The 23,988-nt window shown below is 48.0% G+C and carries 23 protein-coding genes; 14 read left to right on the plus strand and 9 right to left on the minus strand.

Annotated elements, in window-relative coordinates:
- Positions 1–73: 73 nt before the first annotated feature.
- The 4 genes from AC0VXX_RS01695 (at position 74) to AC0VXX_RS01710 (ending at position 3,627) form a co-directional block, all read left to right on the plus strand.
- Positions 74–1,576 (plus strand): cytosine permease, encoded by a 1,503-nt coding sequence (locus tag AC0VXX_RS01695; protein ID WP_475515644.1) that lies wholly within the window; start codon positions 74–76, stop codon positions 1,574–1,576.
- Positions 1,577–1,616: 40 nt separating this feature from the next.
- Positions 1,617–2,105, plus strand: coding sequence for a nucleoside deaminase (locus tag AC0VXX_RS01700; protein ID WP_475515645.1), 489 nt, complete (start codon positions 1,617–1,619; stop codon positions 2,103–2,105).
- A 510-nt stretch (positions 2,106–2,615) separates the two neighbouring features.
- Positions 2,616–2,921: a monooxygenase gene (locus tag AC0VXX_RS01705; RefSeq protein ID WP_475516907.1), complete on the plus strand. Its 306-nt coding sequence runs from the start codon at positions 2,616–2,618 to the stop codon at positions 2,919–2,921.
- 34 nt (positions 2,922–2,955) lie between these two features.
- A complete protein-coding gene (locus tag AC0VXX_RS01710; RefSeq protein ID WP_475515646.1) occupies positions 2,956–3,627 on the plus strand; it encodes a Crp/Fnr family transcriptional regulator in 672 nt (223 codons plus the stop codon).
- Between the two features lie 52 nt (positions 3,628–3,679).
- Here the strand turns inward: AC0VXX_RS01710 and tsgA are convergent, their stop codons facing one another.
- The 9 genes from tsgA to priA all read right to left on the minus strand — a co-directional run bounded on the left by tsgA (position 3,680) and on the right by priA (position 13,575).
- A complete protein-coding gene (gene tsgA, locus AC0VXX_RS01715; protein WP_475515647.1) occupies positions 3,680–4,849 on the minus strand; it encodes an MFS transporter TsgA in 1,170 nt (389 codons plus the stop codon).
- Positions 4,850–4,929: 80 nt separating this feature from the next.
- Complete coding sequence (deoD, locus tag AC0VXX_RS01720; RefSeq protein WP_110455677.1) at positions 4,930–5,634, minus strand: purine-nucleoside phosphorylase; 705 nt, start codon at positions 5,632–5,634, stop codon at positions 4,930–4,932.
- A 190-nt stretch (positions 5,635–5,824) separates the two neighbouring features.
- Positions 5,825–6,259 (minus strand): DUF3859 domain-containing protein, encoded by a 435-nt coding sequence (locus AC0VXX_RS01725; RefSeq protein ID WP_475515648.1) that lies wholly within the window; start codon positions 6,257–6,259, stop codon positions 5,825–5,827.
- Positions 6,260–6,304: 45 nt separating this feature from the next.
- Positions 6,305–6,694 carry a gamma-butyrobetaine hydroxylase family protein gene (locus tag AC0VXX_RS01730; protein ID WP_475515649.1) on the minus strand — a complete coding sequence of 130 codons (390 nt, stop codon included), beginning with the start codon at positions 6,692–6,694 and terminating at the stop codon, positions 6,305–6,307.
- An 89-nt stretch (positions 6,695–6,783) separates the two neighbouring features.
- Positions 6,784–8,109, minus strand: a complete 1,326-nt coding sequence (gene hslU / locus AC0VXX_RS01735) for an ATP-dependent protease ATPase subunit HslU (protein ID WP_475515650.1) — start codon at positions 8,107–8,109, stop codon at positions 6,784–6,786.
- A gap of 54 nt (positions 8,110–8,163) precedes the next feature.
- Positions 8,164–8,688 (minus strand): ATP-dependent protease subunit HslV, encoded by a 525-nt coding sequence (gene hslV / locus AC0VXX_RS01740; RefSeq protein WP_475515651.1) that lies wholly within the window; start codon positions 8,686–8,688, stop codon positions 8,164–8,166.
- A gap of 227 nt (positions 8,689–8,915) precedes the next feature.
- Positions 8,916–9,494: an SPOR domain-containing protein gene (locus AC0VXX_RS01745; protein ID WP_475515652.1), complete on the minus strand. Its 579-nt coding sequence runs from the start codon at positions 9,492–9,494 to the stop codon at positions 8,916–8,918.
- 14 nt (positions 9,495–9,508) lie between these two features.
- Complete coding sequence (argS, locus tag AC0VXX_RS01750) at positions 9,509–11,254, minus strand: arginine--tRNA ligase (RefSeq protein ID WP_475515653.1); 1,746 nt, start codon at positions 11,252–11,254, stop codon at positions 9,509–9,511.
- 125 nt (positions 11,255–11,379) lie between these two features.
- Entirely contained in the window at positions 11,380–13,575 is a 2,196-nt protein-coding gene (gene priA, locus AC0VXX_RS01755; RefSeq protein WP_475515654.1) for a primosomal protein N', read from the minus strand.
- Between the two features lie 204 nt (positions 13,576–13,779).
- On the opposite strand from priA, the gene AC0VXX_RS01760 reads away from it, so the two are divergent.
- The 10 genes from AC0VXX_RS01760 to mshL all read left to right on the plus strand — a co-directional run bounded on the left by AC0VXX_RS01760 (position 13,780) and on the right by mshL (position 23,982).
- Positions 13,780–14,529: a FimV/HubP family polar landmark protein gene (locus AC0VXX_RS01760; protein WP_475515655.1), complete on the plus strand. Its 750-nt coding sequence runs from the start codon at positions 13,780–13,782 to the stop codon at positions 14,527–14,529.
- A gap of 236 nt (positions 14,530–14,765) precedes the next feature.
- Positions 14,766–14,978 carry a 50S ribosomal protein L31 gene (rpmE, locus tag AC0VXX_RS01765; protein WP_110455686.1) on the plus strand — a complete coding sequence of 71 codons (213 nt, stop codon included), beginning with the start codon at positions 14,766–14,768 and terminating at the stop codon, positions 14,976–14,978.
- A 228-nt stretch (positions 14,979–15,206) separates the two neighbouring features.
- Positions 15,207–15,989 (plus strand): thermonuclease family protein, encoded by a 783-nt coding sequence (locus tag AC0VXX_RS01770; RefSeq protein WP_475515656.1) that lies wholly within the window; start codon positions 15,207–15,209, stop codon positions 15,987–15,989.
- A gap of 178 nt (positions 15,990–16,167) precedes the next feature.
- Entirely contained in the window at positions 16,168–17,415 is a 1,248-nt protein-coding gene (locus tag AC0VXX_RS01775) for a malic enzyme-like NAD(P)-binding protein (protein WP_475515657.1), read from the plus strand.
- 227 nt (positions 17,416–17,642) lie between these two features.
- Positions 17,643–19,589 (plus strand): RNase E specificity factor CsrD, encoded by a 1,947-nt coding sequence (csrD, locus tag AC0VXX_RS01780; protein WP_475515658.1) that lies wholly within the window; start codon positions 17,643–17,645, stop codon positions 19,587–19,589.
- 232 nt (positions 19,590–19,821) lie between these two features.
- Positions 19,822–20,706, plus strand: coding sequence for an MSHA biogenesis protein MshI (locus AC0VXX_RS01785; protein ID WP_475515659.1), 885 nt, complete (start codon positions 19,822–19,824; stop codon positions 20,704–20,706).
- On the plus strand, positions 20,707–21,312 hold the full coding sequence (locus AC0VXX_RS01790; protein ID WP_475515660.1) for a PilN domain-containing protein: 606 nt from the start codon (positions 20,707–20,709) through the stop codon (positions 21,310–21,312).
- Positions 21,309–21,959 carry an MSHA biogenesis protein MshJ gene (locus tag AC0VXX_RS01795; protein ID WP_475515661.1) on the plus strand — a complete coding sequence of 217 codons (651 nt, stop codon included), beginning with the start codon at positions 21,309–21,311 and terminating at the stop codon, positions 21,957–21,959. Before AC0VXX_RS01790 ends, AC0VXX_RS01795 begins: the two co-directional genes overlap by 4 nt.
- Positions 21,946–22,287, plus strand: coding sequence for an MSHA biogenesis protein MshK (locus AC0VXX_RS01800; RefSeq protein ID WP_475515662.1), 342 nt, complete (start codon positions 21,946–21,948; stop codon positions 22,285–22,287). The genes AC0VXX_RS01795 and AC0VXX_RS01800 overlap by 14 nt, the downstream gene beginning before the upstream one ends.
- On the plus strand, positions 22,288–23,982 hold the full coding sequence (mshL, locus tag AC0VXX_RS01805) for a pilus (MSHA type) biogenesis protein MshL (RefSeq protein WP_475515663.1): 1,695 nt from the start codon (positions 22,288–22,290) through the stop codon (positions 23,980–23,982).
- Positions 23,983–23,988 lie beyond the last annotated feature (6 nt).

Genomic DNA, 23,988 nt, shown 5'->3' on the forward strand with positions numbered 1-23,988 from the left:
AATCACTTTTGATTATTGAATGATCGTTACATCACCCTACTTAAAATTATTAAAATAGTAATAGGATATCACTATGGATATAAGTAATACTTTGGGCAATGAAGCCGAAGCCCCCAGCATATCGGCCTTCACGGATCACGATAGGCAGCGTCTTGCTGCACGGGGTTACGCTGATGAGGTGCTACCTCTAGGTCTTAACAGGCGGACTTGGGGAACGAGCAACTTTGTCACTGTGTGGATGGGGCCAATTCACAACATCCTCAGTTATTTTACCGTAGTAGGCTTCTTTGCCTTAGGACTCAACGCATTACAGGTTGTTGCAGCCATCCTTCTCGCTGCCATAATCGTGTCTATTGGCTATGTGTTAAATGGCCGTGCAGCGGCTAAGTATGGTATCCCTTTCGCGATGCAAATCCGCGATACTTTTGGGATCAAGGGGGCGGTGTTTCCCGCCATGATCCGTGGTTTTGTTGCCGGATTCGTGTTTTTTGGTCTCTGTACTATCTCCTCTGCTAAGGCTCTTGATATTGTTCTTGAAATTCTGTTCCCCGGGTTTTCCCAAATTGGCGGTGGCACGACCATTGCGGGTCTGGCGATACCAACAGCGATCTCATACCTTATTATGGCTGGCATCACTGTGATTTTATATCTCGCAGGTCAGAAGCTTATTGATAAATTCTCCACCTGGGCTTCGCCTGTTGTGTGGGTGCTTATGGTGATTGGGGTATTTCTCGCGATTCAAAATGTGGGAAGCCTAGGCGAGGTCTTCAGTTATCATCCCGCACCTGATACTGAGGTGACGGTTATTAGCTTCATTACCTGTGTCTCTATGCTGGTATCAAATTGGGCTGCGCCGATCGTTAATACTGGCGATCTGACGCGTAACGCCAAATCGATGTCTGATCCCATTAAAGGCTTTCCTATAGGCATGCTCATCTCATACATTCTGTTTGCCATAGTCACAGTGAGCTTTATGGCTTCGCTCTGGGCAATATCAGGTGGTTCGGTGGACATTAATAATCCAACCATCTTCGTCGATGCGATTAACTCTATCGGTAATCCATTCGTCGTTATATTGCTTATTCTAGCAATGAACGTGGGCGCTACGGCATTCGTGGTATTTGGTAATATGTTGCCATCGGGGCTTCAGCTCACTGCTCAGTTCCCTAAATGGTTCACCGTTAAGACGGGGGGGTTAGTTGCAGCAGTGGTTGGTACGCTTATCCTGCCTTGGAAGTTTGTCGAAAACACCACAATGCTCTTTCTGTTTTATAGTTTCATTGGCTCTATGCTTGGCCCTATTGCCGGGATCATGCTTGCCAGCTATTACTTCGAGCGCCGTCAAAAGCTCGATCTTGATGCGATTTACCCAGAAGCTGGCTCAGACGGTGGACATCGCGGTGGAGTTAATCGACGCGCGGTTGGGGTGCTCATCACTAGTTTTATTATCACTATGGCTGGCAAGGTCTTTCCAGATATCACCGTACTGGCGACGATCAACAGTTGGGCATTTTTCAGCGGCTTAACCATCGGCTTTATCGGCTACCTGCTTGTCGGTGCTCGTAAAAGCGTATAATCGTATCTAAATAATTATATTGAATAAATGGAGACTGAACATGATCAATCAACAAGATATGGACAACTATTTCCCGCCTGCCTGTGATGCCACTATCAAGGGGATGCAGGAGGGAACTGGCGGCCCATTTGGCGCGACACTGGTACGCAATAATGAGGTCGTCTGCGCCGTAGGCAATACAGTGCTCAAAGATACTGATATCTCTGGTCATGCTGAAATGGTCGCTGTGCGCGAGGCGTGCAAAAAACTCGACACATTAGATCTGTCAGATTGCGTCATGTACGCCACATGTGAGCCTTGCCCAATGTGCGTGGCGGTAATGATGTGGGCAGGTATCAAAACCTGTTACTACGCCTCAACCCATGTGGATGCTGCTGATCATGGATTCTCTGATCAGCATTTACGTGACTATCTTGACGGTACGGATACTACAACCCTCGCGATGACGCACATTGAGGAGGGGCGTGAGGACTGCGCTGAGATCTGGGCTGAGTTTCGTAAGTTAAACGGTGGCGAAAACAACGCGTAACCTGCGGTAAATATGTGGCGCCAAGGATAATGTCTTAGGCGCCTAAATTGCACGAATAGATTTACCAACTAAAAATCAGCCTACTTTTGACTAATCTTAAGTTATTAATCAAAGTGTTAGGCATTATTTATCTATTAATAATCTCTTTCATTAACTGACCTAGCTACTTTAACGGTATTAATCCTAGTGCGATTAAACATCGTGTGTCATCAGTATGTTGACGGTAAATTTGTGGTCGACTTCAAGTACCGTATCCCATCTAAAACACTATTTAGAGCAAGATTACACACCATGTTCTATGTCCTGAACCTGTAAAATATCCTTGAATCAAACACCTATTTCGATATTTATCTGTAGCATCTATTTGCGCAATGTGGCTTAAGTGAGCAAGATAGCTAGCATCGGGCTTATCGCACCTTGCAAAGTTATAAGTTAAAGGCGTAAATTGATCTCCTTTTTGGCAGGTGCTGCACCTGCCCTAGGTGTAGAGAAGAGTGTTGGAGCGTGATGATGAGCAAGTTACTGCAAGTTGATTTTGATTTTTCGGGTCCATTTGGCGATGAGATGTCACGAGCATTACAAGGGTTAGCCGAGTCGATCAATAACGAACCCGGGCTAATCTGGAAAATTTGGACTGAGAGCGCAGCCAATAAACTCGGCGGCGGTATTTACCTGTTTGAGGATGAAGCATCGGCTAGCGCCTATTTAACCATGCACACGGCTAGGTTGCAGGCGATGGGGATTACTGAGGTGCGCGGTGTGATTTTTGATATAAATACGCCCCTGTCGCTGATCAACAAGGCACCGATCGCCTAATCACCGTTAAATTTAACCTATTATCGATACCATTATGCAGCTAAAACCGCTGGCTAAAGGCCGTTTCCAGCCGATGTGGCAACAGGAACATGATGCCATTGAACGGGTGATGAGAGAGTGCATTACCGAAACCAAAACTGTCGCACCGCAGCATAAGTTAATGCAGCAAGGCCAGCAGGTCGATGCGCTGATTTTGGTGCCTCATGGGCGTATTTCTATGGGGTATACCGCTAGAAATGGGCGGAGTTTTCAGCTGGGAACCATGAACTGCGATTCGCAGTTATTTGGTGAAATGGAGTTTTTTACCGACTATTTGTGCCAGCTCGACATTATCGCCGAAGAGCCTTTAGAAATCGCGATTATCAACGGTGACAAGCTGCAGCACGCTTTGCTAAAAACGCCTAAATTCGCGCTGTTTTTTGCCAGTGCCATCGCCATCGATTATCAAGATACGGTGGACATTTTTACGCGTAGAATGCTCTATCCCATCGCGTATAACATCGCCTATGATCTTTATCATCAACATTTAAAAGACCAACCAGTAGAAGGGTTTACTAAGTGTTATTTAGAGGCTGAGCGTTTTGCTACCACAGATAGAGTGTATCGCCGCGCGGTGAAAAGCCTTGAAGATTTAGGGCTGATTAAACGGGATAAAGAGGGCTTAATGATCTGTGATCTAGCGGGTCTTAAAGCCTTTATTGAATAGGCCCCAAATAACCTATTCGGGGCCTAAGTTTACCATCAAGTACGGCTTAAGATTAATTCGTTTGGGCAGTTAACCCGACTTGCTGGCGGTTTGAAATCACTAGCATGGTGATGATTAGGGCGTAAATCACCGGAATCGCATACATCACGGTTTGCAGGCCGATAACACTTTCAAATAGCGAGCTAATGGCGGGGCTAAACATGGCACCGGCGCTACCGCTGATTAAAATGTATGACACATTGCGGCTACTGGCGGTTTTAACAAACGAAACGCCATAAGCAATAAAGGCGTTATACAAGGCGGCGCAGGCAAAGCCGTAACCATAAGTTAGGTAGCCAATCGACTCCACGTTGTCTGTGGTCACAATCAAGCTGGTGATGATCAAGGCGAGGCTTATCATCCCCATCACGAAATGTTGGATTTTGACCCGCGACACAATCACAGTTGAGACCAAGGCACCAACCAGTGCGGCAGACCAATATTGAGTGATGATATTGCCAGCGTCTTCGAAGGGGATGTCGAACTTGGTTTTGACAAACATTGGCGCCCAAGTTAGGAAGGTGTACAGCGCCAACATGCCAAGGAACAAGCCTACGCCACCACTGATGATACCAAGGTTCCATTCAGACTCATCTTTAGCCCCACTGGTTTCATTGCTGCTTTCACACAATGAAAAGTTGGTTAATAAGGCTACAAATGCGGTACCAAGGGCGACAATACCTACGGCAAGGTAGCTGTAACTCCATGATAAAGCATTGCTCAATGCGTAAGTGGTGATCATCGGAAACACCACGCCCGCCACGTTAAAGGTGGCGTCTTGCACCACAAGCATGGTGCTTTGGATTTTATCTTTCCAAACCGAGACCACAATGGTGCCGGCAATACATAGTCCTACACCACCGCATAACCCAATCAGGGTCATGGCAAGCATGACGACGCTCAATGAGGTGGTGAAGTGCATGGCTGCGGCACTGGCCGCAATGGTGACATAGCTGATTAAGGTGATGCGTTTGACACCTATTTTTTCAATTAAGAAAAAGGCTGCTATGGTGCCGGCGAGGGCACCGCCATTGAGCAGGGAGAAAATAGAGGCGACTTCGTTAACGTTAGCTGAAAATTTGTTTGCTATCGGTTCTATCAACATACCAAATTGGGTTGCGAAGCCTGCCATGACAAAATTGGCTAAAAAGCTGAGCAAGGTTAAGGATATTTTATTTTTCATTTTTTACGTCCTAATTTGCTGATGCTGCTCATAATGAGCGCGCCTAAATGGCATGAAGCTAACCTTCATGCCTAGTGGTGTTACTGATGAGCGGTTGCTAATGCCAGCTCAATCATTTGATTAAATGTCAGTTGGCGCGCCTCGGCAGTGGTCTCTTCACCGGTTAAGCAGTGATCGGATACCGTTAAAATCGCCAATGATTCGATGCCTTTGTGATGCGCTAAGCCATATAAACCGGCCACTTCCATATCGACGCCCAGTACCCCAAAACGTTCTAGGGCAGGGATCATGTCTTCATCTGGGTCGTAATACATGTCACCACTGAAAATGTTACCTACCTTCACGCTGATCTGTTTCTCTTGGGCGATAGTGTAGGCTTTATGCAGTAAGTCGAATGTGGCTGAGGTCGCCATTTGGTAGCCGCTGCTACGTTTGGCATTGGTGGGTGAGTCAGTGCCTGCTGCTTGCGCTAGGATCACATCGTTAATCTTAACGTGGTGTTGCGTTGCTCCTAGGCTACCGACACGAATAATGCGTTTAACATTAAATTCGGCGATCAGTTCATGGGCGTAAAGCACCATTGAGGGGATGCCCATGCCGTGTCCCATGACTGAAATACGCTGGCCTTTATAAAATCCGGTATAGCCCAACATATTACGAATGTTGGTGATCTCTTTGGCGTCATCGAGGTAGTGTTCGGCGATATATTTAGCGCGCAGTGGGTCGCCAGGCATGATGATGGTTTCGGCAAAGTCGCCCACTTTACCATTGATATGTGCAGTCATGAATAATCCTCTGTAAATGATTATTCTCGATAGTAATGGCCGCTTTAAAATGGCTAGAGGACATAAGTCCGCATTGACGGCAATATGTGCAAAATATCCGCCTGGCTCACAAAATAAGCGGGATTAAGGCTCTAAAGAGTCGCTGGAATAGGCGTTTTTGGGTGGGCGTTAACGATAATCTCGCTGGGAATTAATAGCCGCGATGTTTCCAAAAGGCACTGACTTGGCTCTGTTCATCATGTAAGTGGACGTGAAATGTCTTGTCGGCGACCACCTTATCTTTTAGCGCTAAGGTCATGCGCCACTTGCCCCCTTTGTTGTGTTCAGGCGCCCAGATGGTGTCACCGAGGTAGAATGTCCAGTCATTAGATGCGACGAAAACGTCACCTTCAAAAGGTGGGCGGGCATTACCTTTATCGTCAGGAATATCGGGATGATATATGCAATATCTGAGTTTTTGATTCTTGGCTTTTTTTATTTGCGCCACAAAGCCAAATTCGATATCTAGGATGGCAGGCACATGCACAGTGGCTTTCATAAATTTAGGCAGAGCGTCACTTTCGTCATCCCATTGACTGAAAATGCCTGCTTGGATGATAGACACATCGGCTTTGAGTTTTGACACGCAGCGGGTTTCTCTTGCTTAGATTGAAAATAGGGTCAACAGACCCTAGTTATGGTATTTAACGGCCATATCAATCATAGGTTCGCGACTTGCCTTGGCGGCGCGCAGTCTGGCGAGATAGTTTTCCCACAATGACACCTGATTGGTGGCTAAGTCATACAAGACTTTCCAAGAGAACAAGCCAGTATCGTGACCATCATCGAAGACAATTTTGACCGCATAGTTACCAACGGGCGTGATGGCATCGATATTGACGTTTTTCTTATGGGTGACCAGCACAGGATTACCGTGGCCATGGACTTCTGCCGATGGCGAGTACACTCGCAGTAGTTCACAGCTTAACGCGTAAGTGTTGCCATCATCGAAACTGACTTCTAATAGGCGAGACTTGCGCTTGAGTTTTAGTCCTGTGACCTTGGGGCTTTCTACAGACATCTGATTGGCCTTGTTATGTGAGGTAAAGAGCAATAATACTTAGATTTATACAAAGGGGGCCTAGGTGATACCGCCTAGGCCCCTAAGTATTACAAGATAAAGCGGCTTAAGTCTTCGTCTTGTACTAAGTTATCCAGGTGTGCATTAACGTAGTCAGCGTCGATAATGGTGCTGCTACCCGATTTATCCGACGCTTCAAAAGAGAGCTCTTCCATTAGGCGCTCCATCACAGTGTGTAGACGACGTGCGCCGATGTTTTCGGTGCGCTCGTTAACCTGCCATGCAGCTTGAGCAATGCGCTCTATGCCCGATTCGGTAAACTCAATCTTAACGCCTTCGGTTGCCATAAGCGCTACGTATTGCTCGGTGAGCGAGGCGTGCGGCTCGGTCAAAATGCGTTTAAAATCATCGGCCGATAGCGCTTGCAGTTCGACACGGATCGGCAAACGCCCCTGCAGCTCTGGGATCAGATCTGACGGTTTAGACATCTGGAATGCACCAGAGGCGATAAATAAAATATGGTCGGTTTTTACCATGCCATGTTTTGTAGTGACAGTGCAGCCCTCAACCAGCGGCAGTAGGTCACGTTGTACCCCTTCGCGTGAGACATCAGGGCCTGATGATTCACCGCGCTTACAAATTTTGTCAATTTCATCAAGAAACACAATGCCGTGCTGCTCAACCAATTCAATGGCTTGCTCTTTTAGGTCGTCCTGATTAACCAGCTTAGCGGCTTCCTCTTCGATAAGTAGCTTGTAAGCTTCCTTGATGGGCATCTTGCGGCGCTTACTGGCGCCTGGGCCCATGTTTTGGAACAGGCTTTGCAGCTGATTGGTCATCTCTTCCATGCCGGGAGGCGACATGATTTCGATACCCACTTGCGGCGCCGAGATGTCAATTTCAATCTCTTTATCGTCTAGCTGGCCTTCGCGTAACTTTTTGCGAAATACCTGACGCGTGGCCGAGTCATCTTTACTTTCGCTGTCCCAATCTTCTTTAGGCTTAGGTAATAATGCATCGAGAATGCGCTCTTCAGCCGCTTCTTCGGCTCTGAATTTGCATTTGGTCATCTGCTCTTCGCGGGTCAGCTTAATTGCGGCATCGGTAAGATCGCGAATGATCTGTTCAACTTCTTTACCGACATAGCCCACTTCGGTGAATTTGGTCGCTTCCACCTTAATAAAAGGCGCCTTGGCTAGCTTGGCTAAACGGCGAGCAATTTCGGTTTTACCGACACCGGTTGGGCCGATCATTAGAATATTCTTTGGGGTGACCTCTTGGCGCAAGTCAGGCTCAAGTTGCATGCGGCGCCAGCGATTACGCAGGGCGATGGCGACAGAGCGCTTTGCCGCTTGTTGGCCAATGATATGACTGTCCAGTTCGTGAACAATCTCTCTAGGAGTCATCTCAGACATAGTTTTCCCTTAATGCATGCTGCATTGGTTATTGATTTCGAGCTGGGCTCAAGATCAGTAATTCAGTTCTTCTATCGTTTTGAATTGGTTGGTGAACACGCAGATATCACCGGCAATAGTTAACGATTTCTCAGCGATCTCTTTCGCGCTTAAATCGGTATTTTCAAGCAGCGCAGTGGCCGCGGCTTGGGCAAAATTACCCCCAGATCCTATGGCGATAAGATCGTTCTCTGGTTGCACTACGTCACCGTTACCCGTAATGATCAACGAGCATTCGCTATCGGCTACGGCCAATAGGGCTTCGAGCTTGCGTAGTACTTTGTCTGAACGCCAATCTTTGGCCATTTCGACCGCGGCGCGCATCAGGTGTCCTTGGTGCATCTCTAACTTTGCTTCGAAGCGCTCAAACAGGGTGAATGCATCGGCAGTACCGCCAGCAAATCCGGCGAGTACTTTATTGTGGTAAAGGCGTCGAACCTTTTTTGCGTTTCCTTTCATCACTGTATTTCCCAGTGAGACTTGGCCATCACCGGCAATGACAACTTGATTGTTGCGACGTACTGAAACGATTGTGGTCACGATATTTCCTCTTCTCTAGCCGAGGGGTAGGAAACCCATCGGTGGACAATGTTTAAGATATGGGGGACGGCCGTTAAAAATTCAAGGCAAGTGAGTGGCCGTTGTTAGCGTTTGCCGTTTTTTAAGCTGAAACTGCGTGCGGTTGCGGTATTTTTCATCATTTACAGCAGGCCAAAAAAGGGGGGCAATAAAAAACGGGCACTAGGCCCGTTTCAGTTAATAGAGGCTTAACTGCCTTCCCAAAACCAAATCTGGCAACCGTTGAGGCCACCGCGCTGTAGCACATGGCGCTGCCTTTCGGCCATGCGTTTACGATCATAAGGACCAAGTACCACCTTGTACCATATGCCGCTACTGCCTTCGACTCTTCGCACTTGGGCTTCGAGTCCTTGAAAGGCAATCATCGCCTTCATCTCATTAGCTTGGGCTTCTTTTCTAAAGGAGCCGCACTGCATCTGATAGGGACGAGTCGGTTGGGTCTGCTCTGGAATATCGACTTCAACGCGTTTATTTTCTAATTCGCGCTGATAAGTCCACTCCTCCTTGGGTTTGGGCGGCAAGGCGTTAGGATCGCGCTTTTCAACCTTAGGTTGAATTGCCGGTTTAACCACAGGGGCTGGCGCTTGCTCGTCGGCGCTATCGTTAATGCTCCAGAGAAAATAACCAAAGCCGCCCAGTAGGGCGACTGTCACTAAGGTCAGCAATATCGGTAAGCGTCGTGGTGCTTGGGTAGCCGATTTTCCTCGGCCACCACGGAACCGGCCTTTTTTGGCCGGTTTTCTGTTGGCGTAGTCGCGATTGCTCATGTTACCGCCTTTCGTTACATGCGCTCTAAGGTGTCGATACCTAATAGATCTAGACCTTGTTTCAACGTTTTGGCGGTAAGTTGCGACAAGCGTAAACGGCTCTTCTTCTCGGCTTCTGAATCGGCCGCAAGGACTGGGCAGGCCTCATAAAAGCTTGAGAATGCACCCGCAAGCTCAAACAGGTAACCACATAGGGCATGGGGCTGACCTTTGTCGACCATGCGATTAAGCACTTCGCCAAACTGGGCCAATTTAGTGCCAAGCTCTTTCTCTTTGTCATGCTCAAGTGTGATGCTGGCATCGCTTAAGTCTATATCGGCGGCACGCTTGAAAATACCGGCTACGCGGGTATAGGCGTAAAGCAGGTAAGGTGCGGTGTTGCCTTCAAAACTGAGCATCTGCTCAAAGCTGAAGATGTAATCGCTGGTACGGTTTTTCGACAGATCGGCATATTTGACCGAGCTGATGCCCACGACTTTAGCGATCTGCTCCAGCTCAGCTTGATCCATATCTGGGTTTTTGCTGCGCACTAATTCTAATGCGCGCGTTTCTGCTTCGCTGAGCAGATCCACCAGTTTCACGACGCCACCTGAGCGGGTCTTGAATGGACGGCCATCTTCGCCGTTCATGGTGCCAAAGCCCATATGCTCAAGGCTCATGTTCGGATTAACAAAGTTGGCTTTGCGCGCTAAATTAAACACTTGCTGGAAGTGTAGCCCTTGGCGCAGGTCGACAAAGTAGAGCGCGCGATCGGCTTTAAGCACATTTGAGCGATAGCGCATCGCCGCCAAATCACTGGTGGCGTACAGATAACCGCCATCGGCTTTTTGGATGATCACCGGCAGCGGCTCACCCTCTTTGGTTTTAAATTCGTCTTGGAACACCACTTTAGCGCCATTGCTTTCAGACAATAGGCCTTGCGCGTCAAGGTCGGCCACAACTTGGGCTAAATCGTCATTGTAAGCACTTTCACCGCGCACATCGGCGCGAGTCAGGCTCACGCCTAAACGCTCATATACTTGATGGCAGTGGCTTAAGGATATGTCGTTAAACTCACGCCATAATTTGTTGCAGTACTCATCGCCTGACTGCAGTTCCACCACCAGCTTACGGGCGCGGATGGCGAACTCTTCTGACTCATCGAAGCGCACTTTGGCGGCGCGGTAGAAACTTTCAAGATCTGACAGTTCCATTTTGGCTTGCTCGCCTTTCGCGGCGCGCAGCTCTTCCATGTAAGCCAGTAACATGCCGAACTGGGTGCCCCAATCGCCAACATGGTTTTGACGGATCACCTTGTGACCCTGAAATTCCAGTGCGCGTACCACACTGTCACCAATGATGGTTGAACGTAGGTGGCCTACGTGCATCTCTTTGGCAAGGTTTGGTGACGAGTAGTCAACCACCACAGTTTGTGGGGTGGGAAGTACCACGCCAAGGTGATCGTCTTTGAGCGCTGTCATTAGCTGTGTGGCTAAGGCATTGTCATCAATAAAGAAGTTGATAAAGCCCGGCCCTGCAATTTCCACTTTAGCCACTTGGCTGTCTTGCGGCAAACTGTCGATGATCAGCTGGGCTAACTCACGCGGATTTTTGCGCGCCACTTTAGTCAACATCATGGCTAAGTTAGTGGCAAAATCACCGTGGGTTTTGTCTTTAGTTCGGTCGACTTGAATGCGCGCTTCAAAATCGGCAGGCACGATCTCCTGCTGCTTTAGGGTCTGAATGGCTTGTTCGAGCAAAGATTGAATATGTGATTTCATTGGCGTTTAATCGACAGTTACTTAAAGATAAAAAGATTCAGGGATAACCGTACATTTTAGCCGCTAGTGGTGGCTAATTGCTATCCTCTGGCATGAATTTTATGTGCTATTTGGCATATTTTTTATTACAACAGATCTTGCGGGTCGCGATCTAAGCTCCAGCGGCACTTTTTGGCCAAGGGTAAGGCTTCGATTTGTGGTAGCGCGACCTCGAACGACTTTTGTAGCAGGCTGCGCTCTTTGGTTTGAAACATCAATTGGCGGCGAAATTTGCCCGCTTTTTTGTCCATGGGGGCAGGCATTGGGCCTATCACTTCACACTGCTCATTTTGCGGTAAGATAGCGGCAATCTGCTGTAAAAACTCATCAGCATCTTCGGCGCGATGGGCTTCGGCGCGCAGCAGCAACATGTGCCATGCTGGCGGCAACAAGGCTTGTTTACGCTCCTCTAATTGACCGCGAGCAAACTCACCGTAACCTTTGTGCATCAGCTCGCGCAAGATGGGATTATCGCACTGATGGGTCTGTAATAATACCGTGCCAGCTTTACTGGCTCGCCCTGCGCGTCCCGACACTTGGGTATACAACTGGCCAAAGCGCTCTGGCGCACGAAAATCGGCGCTAAAAAGGGCGCCGTCTACGTCTAGCAGCCCCACTAAGGTGACATCGGGAAAATGATGCCCTTTTGCCAGCATCTGGGTGCCGACCAAGATTTTATATTCACCCTTGTGGATGGCATTGAGGTGACCTTCTAGCGCCCCTTTGCGGCTGGTGGTGTCACGGTCGATACGCACCACAGGATATTGGGGGAACTCTTTCGCTAATGCCTCGGCTAATTGTTCTGTGCCCACCCCTTGGCCCATTAACATGGTGCTACCACATTGGTGGCACTGGCGCGGTATGGCGTACTGATTGCCACAATGATGACAGCGAATTTCGCCCAATGATTGATGTACGGTAAAAAAGGCATCACAACGGTCACACTCATGCAGGTGGCCACATTCGTGGCACAACAGGGCGGGGGCGAATCCACGGCGATTGAGAAACAGCAGCACCTGATTGCCCGCATCTAGGTGAATGCGCATCTCATTGAGTAGTGCATGAGACAGCCCATTTTTGAGCGGCTGATTACGAATATCGATAATGCCTTGACGCACTTTTTCGGCCGCGCCCGCGCGTTCCCCTAAGCTTAGGTGTTGGTAGCGACCGCTGAGGGCATTTTGCAGGGTTTCCAGCGACGGCGTGGCGCTGCCCAGTAATACGGGGATTTTTTCTAAATGGCCACGCATCACGGCTAAATCGCGGGCGTGATAGCCCACCCCCTCTTGCTGTTTAAAGCTGCTATCGTGCTCTTCATCTAAGATGATAATGCCGGGATAACGCATGGGGGTGAACAGCGCCGAGCGCGTGCCAATAATGATGGCCGCTTCACCCGCGCGAGCTTGTCGCCAGGCGCTAAGGCGCTGATTGTCCGTCAGTCCAGAGTGAATCACCGCGACCTGCACCTTAAAACGTTGTTTAAAACGGCTGATGGTTTGCGGTGTTAGGCCAATTTCAGGCACTAAAATGAGTGCTTGCTTCCCCTGTTTGAGCACGGTTTCTAGCAAGGCCAAATACACCTCTGTCTTGCCCGAGCCGGTGATCCCTTCGAGTAAGGTGCAGTGATAGCCTGTTTGCTGATTGAGGGTTGCCACCGCAATTGCCTGCTCTGGATTGAGCTTATGGGGCTCTTCATCTAGGGTTAAGTTGTCGCGCCAGCTAAGGTCGAGTTGATTGGCTCTGTCTTGGTGGGTTATCCAGCCACGCTCCTGCAATGCTTTTAGCGCGGGTTTACTCAGTTCGAGCGCGTTTAATTCTTCTTGAGTCAGCTCACCTTGCAGCAAATGTTGCATCACTTTGCGTTGGGCTGGCGCGCGCTTTAAGGTGTCGAGATCGGCAGCTTGCCCTGCGCTGGTTAGGCACCAAAAACGGGTGCTTTCGGCGCTAACCTGTGCGCCTTTACGTAAGGCGACCGGTAGGGCTTGGGAGAGCATTTGGCCCACACTGCAAAAATAGTAGCGCGCGGCCCATTGAGTCAGTTGATATAAAGAGTCGGGCAGCAGTGGCTCAGTATCTAAAAATTCGCTTACCGATTTTATCTGCTGCGGCGCTAAATCACAGGTGTCAGTTACCCCAGTGACCAAACCGATAAGTTGCTGACGACCGAAAGGGACTTTCACGCGCACGCCTTTGACTGCAAGATGGCTGTCGCTCTCTTTGACGCGATAACTAAAGTTTTGGCGTAGTGGGACGGGCAGGGCAACTTCGACAAACAAAGACATAAAACCAGACAAGCAAACTTAAGGTAGAGCAAGTGTAACCAGCGTACATCGTTAGGGCTACCACTATCTTTTATCGGAGACGGTTTTACCCTATTTTCGGGAGCTTAGTGGCGTTGTGGTCCCTGTTGCAGTGGATAAATAGATTGAATCGTTAGCAGGATTTGTGCTTAATAGTTGTACGGTTATGACGATAAGAATGCGGCTATGAAAACTCTGGTATATCCTTTATTACTCCTGCTGCTATCGCTGAGTCACTTTAGCTGGGCGGCAGTGACTCATGTGAGCATAAATCAAATGCAATTTAACCTCGGATTAAATCCTAAACTCAAGGTCAATATTGTGACCGATCAACCGAGTGTCGACAAATTGCAGTTTGTGGTGGCGCAGCAAAGTGGTCAAGAGCGTTTAATGGTCACACTGGTGAATAATTTTATGTTGCAGCTTACCGGTCTTGAAGATGTGACAGACGCCAATGCCGAGTTAATTGTGCAGGAGTACCATGTTAACCAGTGGCGTGAGGTTAAGCGGATTACACTGTTTGATGCGACTCACGCAGCGCGGGTACCTGCTAAGTCTAAGCCAAGCATCACAGCCAAGCCGCTGGTGGCAAGCAATGCGCTAAGCAGTGAATCCCCTAAGCCATTAAAAGCTCAGTCAAAGGCTCTGAAAAACGCCCAGCAAGGGGATGTGGCAGCGGATTTGGTGCAGGCCGATTGTGAGTTAAACTACGATACACAGCAAACCCTATGGCGTATTGGCAGTGCCTATGCCAAGCCGTGGCAACTGAGTCCTTATGGCGCCATGTTGGCAATTTTCGAGGCTAATCCCAAGGCATTTAATCAAGGTAAAATCCATGGTCTGCGCGCCGACGTGGTGCTGCGTTGCCCATCACTGAATGTGAAGGAGCGCTATCGCGATGCCAAGCAGGCTCAGCAGATGTTTGAGTCCATGTAAGCTAAGTTATACTGACCGCCTGAGCCGATGTGAGTGTCGTTGAAAGCTCAATGGGTGAAACCTGCAAGAGGGTGGGCAACATATTGGCGATGATAATTACTCAGATAGGTGCGGCCCATGCTTGTATCTCTTGCTTGTATCCTGTACTATCTCGCGCCTGAATATTCTATTAACTGCATGTGGTGTCCGACTTCGGGTTGGAAGAGCGACATGGCCTTTAACTTGAGGTAATCCCAATGAAACCAGGCATTCATCCTGATTATGCAGAAATCACTGCAACTTGTACTTGTGGCAACGTTATCAAAGTAAACTCAACTGCAGGTAAGCCACTGCATTTGGACGTATGTGGTGCATGTCACCCATTCTACACTGGTACCCAGAAAGTTATGGATACTGGCGGACGTATCGACAAGTTCAACAAGCGTTTCGGCGCTCTTGGCAAGAAGTAATTATTACTTTTGCAATGAACGTAAAAAAAGGTGCCTTAATGGCGCCTTTTTTGTTGCCTGCGGTGGGTGTTATTCACGGCGCATTATTGATTGTGGTGTAAGCGAAACCCTGACAGTATGTAAGCTAAATTTGATGTAATGCAGCCTGTGTCATTAACTATTTCAATGAATCGTTATGCTAAGTTCAGGCTATCTAAGTAAGCCGCTAATCGAAGGATATGATTATAGATGAGCCGATATAGCAGATACGTACTCACCTTATTGGGTTTATTGCCCTGCTACTGTTTTGCAGCCCAGCCCAGTGTCTGTGTGCCCACTCACTTCGATGAAACCGTGACACTCAGTTATGTGATCGATGGTGACACGTTAGTCCTCAGTGATGATCGCCGGGTGCGGCTTATTGGCGTCGATGCACCAGAGATTGACTTGCAATATCCAGAGTTGTCCGAGCCGTTTGCCAATCAGGCGCGTCAGTTTTTACAGCAACAGCTTCAGGCCGGGCAAACGTTACAGTTAGCGTTCGATCGCAAACGCTTAGATCCCCACGGTAGAACCTTAGCCTATGTTTTCACCCAAGCGGGTGAGCATTTGCAAGAGCTGCTGCTTAATCATGGCTATGCTAAAAGTCGGGTGTATCAAAATGATTACTTTTGGCAATGTTTCGAAACATTAGAGCATAAAGCCAGATCAACAAAGCAGGGGTTATGGAGCCATCCTAGTTATCAGCCGAAGCGAGTCGAACAACTCACCCGAGACGATTTGAACCGTTGGCGAGAGGTAGAAGGTACTGTGACCGGTTTTGAAAGAAAGGGGCAGTATTTATGGCTCATTATCGATGAAAAATTTTATGTAGGCATACTTAGAGAAGAATCTGGTAAATTTAACAACATTTTGACCTTAGACTTGCTGCAAAGCCGCGTAATTGTGCGTGGGGAGTTGTATTATTCCTACAAAAAATGGCAGATGATTAGTTATCATCCATCACAGATAAGTTTGCAAAATGAGCCTTAGCCTGTTTGCTGACATAATAAACTGAAATTTTCTAATATCTTGTTTAAAAAGTGTGTTGATTCGAGTATCTTAGCCTCTAACGACGCTACAGCTTAGCTGGTTTGACTCAGGCTGAGATGGTAGGGCGTTAAGACCTCACTCGAAGATTTAACTTGTCGCATTTTTCAGGATTATTAAGATGGCCGATTTTCGTCAACAAGCCCTTGACTACCATGAGTTCCCCGTTCCAGGTAAAACTGCAGTTAGCCTGACCAAGCCCGCTGAAACCAGTATGGACTTGGCGCTGGCGTACAGCCCAGGTGTCGCGGAGCCTGTCCGTGAAATTGCAGCCAATCCTGATAATGCCTATCGCTATACCGCTAAAGGTAATACCGTTGCAGTGATCTCTAACGGCACGGCAATTTTAGGCCTAGGTAACCTTGGACCGCTGGCATCAAAGCCGGTGATGGAAGGTAAGGCATTATTGTTCAAACATTTTGCTAATATCGATGCGACAGATATCGAAGTGAAACACCGTACAACAGAAGAATTTATCAACACTGTTGAAGCCATTGCCGATACTTTTGGTGGTATTAACCTTGAAGATATCAAGGCTCCTGAGTGTTTTGAAATTGAAAAGACCCTAATCGAACGTTGTAACGTGCCGGTATTTCATGATGATCAGCATGGAACGGCCATAGTTACCGCTGCGGGGATGATCAACGCACTTGAAATCCAAGGTAAAAAACTGGAAGAAGCTGTCTTTGTTTGTATGGGCGCCGGTGCAGCTGCGATTGCGTGTATGACCATGCTCGTTAAGTGTGGCGTGCAGCGTGAAAACGTTTATATGCTGGACCGTAAAGGCGTTATCCATACTCGTCGTGAAGATATTAACGAGTACAAAGCCTTGTTTGCCAACAACACCGACAAACGTACCTTACAAGATGTGATCAAAGGCGCCGATGCGTTTTTAGGCCTGTCTGGCCCTGATGTATTAACGGCTGACGATGTCCTGTTGATGGCTGATAAGCCGGTGATTTTTGCTTGTTCTAATCCAGATCCTGAGATTAGGCCCGATCTTGCCCATGACGTGCGCAAAGATCTGATCATGGGAACGGGTCGCAGTGATTATCCTAACCAAGTTAACAATGTCTTGTGCTTCCCGTTTATTTTCCGTGGTGCTCTTGATGTGCGCGCCTCACAAATTAACGATGAAATGAAGATTGCAGCAGTGCATGCGATTGCGGCATTGGCAAAAGAGCCAGTACCCGCCGCCGTATTGGCCGCTTATCCAGATGTATCAGAGTTAACATTTGGCCCTGAGTATGTCATTCCTAAACCCATGGATACACGTTTATTATCAAACGTGGCCAAGGCGGTAGCACAAGCGGCTATCGACTCGGGCGTGGCGGCGATACAGACCTTGCCTGAACATTATATGGCGTAAGCGATATCCCGCTGACTGATAAAGGGCCTGAGGGCCCTTTTTTATTTGTGCCCAATAAGGTTTGTTTGTATGGTAATTAAGCTGATTTTGATTTTATCAGAGCTACACTTAGCCATTGGCTAACCACTGTAGATGAATCTTCGTCGCATTAATAAATTAACTATTTAATTTTATTGGTATAAAACCAATAGCAGCATAACTATAACAATAATTCTGCAGGAAGCGGCATGAAAGCAACTGTACTATTAACCAAAAAGCTCACCGGTTTCTGGCTGCTATCGCTAGTGGCGATGGCTTTTATTTTTCTGCTGACCGCAGTGTTTAGTGTCATGCAACTGACCTATAAACAGCAGCAACAGCAAGTCTCGCAACTCAGCACTATTTTGTCGCAGCATCAAGCGCCAGCGCAATTACAACGGCTCGATCTTTGGCTACCGCAACTCTTGTCGGCCTATCAGGCGCAGCAATTTGTGTTTACACGTCAAAATGAGGTGCTTTATCGCTACGATAATCCTTTGGCTGAGCGGCGCGTTATTCGTTATGAACGTGCCATCTTACCTGTCGCGCCAATAGCAAGTTTGTCCGCTACAGCCGATCAAGCAGCGCTTATGTTTGAGCTCAGTTTGCCCCGTCCGCTGCAATTCAATCAGATCAGTGGTTATGGCGGGTTGATTTTGCTGCTAGGCTTAACGGCTATCGCGATCTTTGTGCGTTGGGGCTACCTCTGGTTAGCCCAACAACTTGAAGGCGTTGAAGATTTAGCTAAACGCAGCCATCTCATCTTATCTGGCGATTATGACAAGGCCTTGTCGGAACGCGGTCATGGGCGACCAAGGTTGATCAACCGTGCCTTGACGCAGTTGCTGCTGGAGCTCGATGATGCGCAAAAACAGCGAGCGCGTTTCGATCAAGTGATTCGCTCTAACACCTTCCTCGATCCTGCCACAGGCATAGGCAATCGGCTATTTTTGAAAAACCGTCTCGATGCGCTAAGTAACAACCAAGGGATGCTTGCTCCTGGGGTGCTGCTGTTATTAGAGATGGAAGATTTAGACCTATTACAGCAAGAGCACGATGAGTTTGCCGTTCAAGAGATGCTGAGCCACACCATTAATGATATTAACCAGTTGCTCAACAATTACGCCAACAGTATTTTTTCACGCCGCTCCTACAATCAGTTTGCCATTGTGGTTCCTCAAATTTCCTTGGCCGATGTTGAAAAGCTAGTGGCTAAATTGCTGAAAGTTTGTTTGGCGCAGCCACTGGAGGGACTGGTTAATCGTGATGATTTTTTCCACATTGGCGTGGCGTATTTCAAGGTGGGCGACAGTAAAGAGCAGTTGATTGAAGAGGCGGAGATGGCGCTACGTGCGGCGCAATTTCAAGGCGCTAGCGGCTGGTTTATGTATGATAAAGGTGCTGTCGATGAAGAATTTGCCCGAGGTTCAGTGCGTTGGCGCAGCTTTTTAGAGTATGCGCTGGTTAACAAGCGGGTGGTTATCTATTCACAAGCCGTGCTAGACAGTGATGGGGTAGAGCATCACCGAGAGGTGTCGAGCAGGCTACGCGACAGCAAAGGTAACTTGGTTCGTGCCACCCTGTTTTTACCTATGGCGATTAAGTGTGGCCTCACCCCCCAAATTGAGCGTCAGGTGATAGAGGCGGTATTATTTGATCTACTGGGTAATAATCCTCAAAACGCTCAGCGTTACAGTATTAACCTCAGTCTCGATACCCTGACCAGCCGCGCGTTTATTCGTTGGTTTAAAACCACCTTGCTCGAATACCGTAATCTGGCACCAAAACTGATTATTGAGGTCAATGAAGATATTGTGGTCAATAATATCGAGCAGTTAACCCCTACGCTGAATATGATCAGTAAAATGGGCGCCAGCCTGTGTGTTGACCGTGTAGGACAACAGGTGGTGAGCATGCAATACATTACCAGCTGTAAATTTGATATCATTAAATTGCATCGCTCTATTGTGCGACAGATTCATTTACGTCAAGAGAATCAATTGTTTGTAAGAAGTCTTATCGGCGGTTTATATCGCTCTGAAGTGCAGGTGTTTGCCGAAGCGATAGAGTCATTTGAAGAGTGGCAAACGCTCAAAATTCTTGGGGTCAGTGCCGGGCAGGGCAGCCTGTTTAGCGATCCGGTGCAAGAAATATGATGCTAATACACAACAGAGTTGGTTAAGACAGGCATGCTAGAGTAAAGTAAAATGATAACACCAAATGGCTGTGGGCTTTTTTCTATAAAATTAAGAAATTAGTCGCTACAATAACCACAATGTTTACGATGTTTTAAAACTTACCTTAGGTTCAATATTGCGCTGTGATTGGATTGTTTGGTGGTTTAGATCACTCAACTCAGATTGAGTATAAAATAGTGGGCGCACCTTAATGCAACAAAGTTTTTTGAGTAAGCTGGCCTTTTGGCAAAAATCACATTCTAGCGCTAATGTCGGTGTCTTTATTGATGCCGATGAGATCACGGTTTATCAAGGAGGAGAATCACCGACCTTGATAAAAATCCCTTTGATTAAACAAGATTGGCATCTTGCCTTCGCGACGCTTGCTGCGCAGATCCCGCGTGCCAATCTACATATAGTACTCAGCGATTGCTATTACCAATTGTTGTTGGTCGACAAGCCACCGGTTGCGGATGAAGAGATAGGCCAAGCCTTATTGTGGTCAATTAAAGATATGGTGGCCAAGCCTGTTAATGAGCTGCACTTAGATTATTTTGAAGCGCCACAATCGAGCAGCAACAAGTTGACTGTGGTGGTGGTCGAACGTGCCATGCTCAGCGCTTTGGCGTTGGCCGCTAAGCAACATGAGATAACCATTGCCGGCATCAGTATTGAAGAGATGGCTATCAGTAATTATCAAGTCAATGACAGCCAAGCGAGACTAGTTTTGTGCCATACGCCAAACAGTGATTTGATGCTGGCCGTGATTAAGCAGGGGCAACTGTTTATGCAACGCAGCGTCAGAGGCTTTAATCAGATCAATACAGTATCGGCGGCCGATCTGCGCTTAGAGATTGCCGATAACCTCAGTATCGAGCTGCAACGCTCGATGGATTATTTTGAAAGCCAATTCCGTCAAGCGCCAGTCGCCTCGATCGATCTGTTAATGGAGGGCGATCGTAATGAGTTGGCTCACTTGTTATCGGCAAACTTTGACCAAAAAGTCGAGGTGATCCCCTGTGAGCGCGTGGCAGACAAACTGGCTGAGTTTGCTTATGCCGAGTTTAGTCGCGATGCTCAACTGGAGGTGGCGTAGATGACGCAAAAACTCAGGGTTAACTTATTTCATCCTTCGCTGTTACCGCCTCAATTACGGCTCTCTTTCGCACGTTTATGCCAAGTGGCGTTAGTTGTGGCATGCTTATTATTGATAGCCAATGGCATCACCTATTGGAGCGTTAACCGTTTGCAACAGCAGCACGCTCAATTAAGTGGCCAAAAGGTAGACTATGACCGCCAAAAAGCGCAGTTAGAAAAGCAGATAGCCGCGCGCGGCGCGTCATCGATGTTAGTGGCTCGGGTGGATTTGGTGACCCAACAGCTTGAGCTGAAACGCCAATTACTGGGAGAGCTCGGCCATGTGCAAGCGCTGACCAGTCACGGTTATTCCTCCTTATTAACTGACTTGGCTAGCGTAGCAGACAGCAGCACTTGGCTGACCCGAATTCAGGTTATGGAAAAACAATTTATATTTGAAGGCTATAGCAGTGCGCCGCAGGATGTCCCGCGTTGGGTTGAGCGTTTAAAACAGGTCGATACTTTAAAAGGCCAAGCCTTTAGCACCTTGACCATCAATCGGGGTGAAGGGGAGCCGCTGTCATTTGTGCTTCGCAGTGAAGCCTCGAAGGAGTCGAGCCAATGAAGCCATTATGGTCTCAATGGGGGGCGCAGTTTAACCAACTCACCCAGCGCGAGCGGGTGATGATTGCAAGTGCCACGATTGCCATCATAGGTGCGCTACTCTATTTTCCATTAGAGTCATTATTGCTTAAACGTGATGCACTGCAGCGACAAGTGAGCACCATAGCCTCTGAAAATAAGATATCAATACAGCAAATTGATCTCTATCAGCAGCGATTAACCCAAGATCCCGACAAAGAATATCGGCAACGATTAGCCACGTTAGAGCAACAGCTGGCGGATATCGACCAACAGCTGTCGTTTCAGATGGTGGATATGGTGCCTGCCGAACATATGCCGGCGATGTTGAGCCAATTGCTGGGGCAGATCAAAGGAGTGAAATTACACTCGTTCGATACACTCGCACCACAACCTTTACTGGAAGTTGCTGACAAAGATAAGCTGAATTTGTACAGCCATGGCATCAAACTCACCTTTGTTGGCGACTATTTTTCCACACTTAAATTTATTCAAGCGGTAGAAAATATGCCGAATAAGCTTTATTGGAAGCAGCTTGATTACACCGTCGATGAGTACCCGAAGGCAAACGTGGTTTTGGAGTTATACACCTTAAGTATCAATAAGGACTTTATCAGTGTTGCTAAATAAGATGAAATCTGGCTTAGCCTTGTTGATCACTTGTGCCAGTATGCTGGTCATCACGGTACAGGCGCAATCGTTACGGGATCCCACTCAACCTGGGGTCGGTGCGGTGTCGCACTCAGTCAGTCAGCAACAAGGTACTGACACGCTCAAATTAAACAGTGTGTTGATATCGGATAACAGCGCGACAGCGATTTTTAATAACAAGATGTTCACCCTAGGTGACCGGGTGCAAGGGGTCAAAATAGTGCGCATTAATGCCAACGGCGTGTGGTTAGCCGATGGCCGACACTTCACCTTGTACCAAGCCGTAACAGAGACTAAGGGACAATAAATGACCGCAGTAAGAACCATAACGCCATTACTGGTGCTGCTATTAGCGGCATGTCAGACAACGGACCGTCCGCAGCCTGTAGAAGCCAAATCGGCATTATCAAGCTCCATAGCTCAGCAGCAAGTTCAGGCGGAGATACCACCCGCAGCTAAGATGCCCGATTCGGTGCAGCGTGAGCTCGCTTCAGCGTCAATGCTGGGCAGCGTGGCCCCCATGATGCCTCCTGAGCGGCGTTTCGATGTGTCTGCCAATGATGTTGATGCAAAGGTGTTTTTCCCAAGCCTAGTGCAAGGCACGCCGCTGAGTGTGGCGGTGCATCCTAATGTCAGCGGCTCGATTTCACTGTCACTAAAAGGGGTGACCCTGAGTGAAGCCTTGCAAGTCGTGGAAGATATTTATGGTTATGAAGTAAGCCGTGATGGGCGTATTTTACGCGTCTATCCTGCGGGTATGCGCACCGAGACCTTCGCGCTAAATTACCTGCACATGGAGCGCAACGGCCTTTCGCTCACTTCGGTCAACTCGGGACGAATCTCCGATACCAATAACTCAAACAGCAACAGCAACAGCAATAACAACGGTAACAATAATAACGGTAATTTTGGCTCCAATAACGATTCGAACAACAATAACAGTAATAACAACAGTAACGACACCACCAATGGCACCTTTATCCGTTCGACCACCAAAAGTGATTTTTGGGGCGACTTGAAAGAGACCTTAGTGTCGATTGTTGGCGAGACAGGTAATGGTCGCCAAGTCGTTATTACCCCGCAAGCCGGTTTAGTGACGATTCGTGCCTTTCCAAATGAGTTGCGTCAGGTGAAAACCTTTTTACAAACGGCCGAGAGTCACCTACAACGTCAAGTGATCCTAGAGGCTAAAATTTTAGAAGTGACCCTGTCGGACGACTATCAACAGGGGATCCAGTGGCAAAATGTCGTGGGTACTGCTTTAGCCAATGGTAATACCAAGGTTAATTTTGGAACCTCAGCGGGCTCGTTTGGCGATCAGATCACCGCCGCTTTAGGAGGCGTGACTTCATTACAAATCACTGGCAGTGATTTTGCCAGTATGATCACTCTGCTCGATACCCAAGGCGATGTCGATGTGCTCTCTAGCCCAAGGGTGACCGCCTCGAATAACCAAAAGGCGGTGATCAAAGTGGGCAGTGACGAGTATTTTGTTACCGATGTGTCTTCAACTACCGTGGCTGGCACTACGCCTGTGACCACTCCAGAGGTAGAACTGACGCCATTTTTCTCGGGTATCGCCTTGGATGTTACGCCGCAAATAGATGCCGAAGGTAATGTGCTGCTGCATATCCACCCCTCGGTTATCGATATTAAAGAGCAAAACAAATCAATTAAAATTTCTAACAGTACCCTAGAGCTACCGCTGGCAAAAAGTGAGATCCGCGAGTCCGATACCGTCATTAAAGCCCGTACTGGTGATGTGGTGGTGATCGGTGGTTTGATGAAGAGTGAAACCCTTGAACTGGTCTCTAAAGTGCCACTGCTAGGTGACATTCCTTTTCTGGGCGAAGTCTTTACTAATCGGGTTAATTCCTTAAAGAAAACTGAGTTGGTGATTCTACTTAAGCCCACGGTTGTTGGCGCCGATACCTGGAAAGCTGAGCTTGAACGCTCAAAAGCCTTGCTCGACCGCTGGTATCCTGAGCCAATAAAGGAGTAGCGTCAC

This window comes from Shewanella sp. QJM3NY_23, assembly GCF_056173105.1.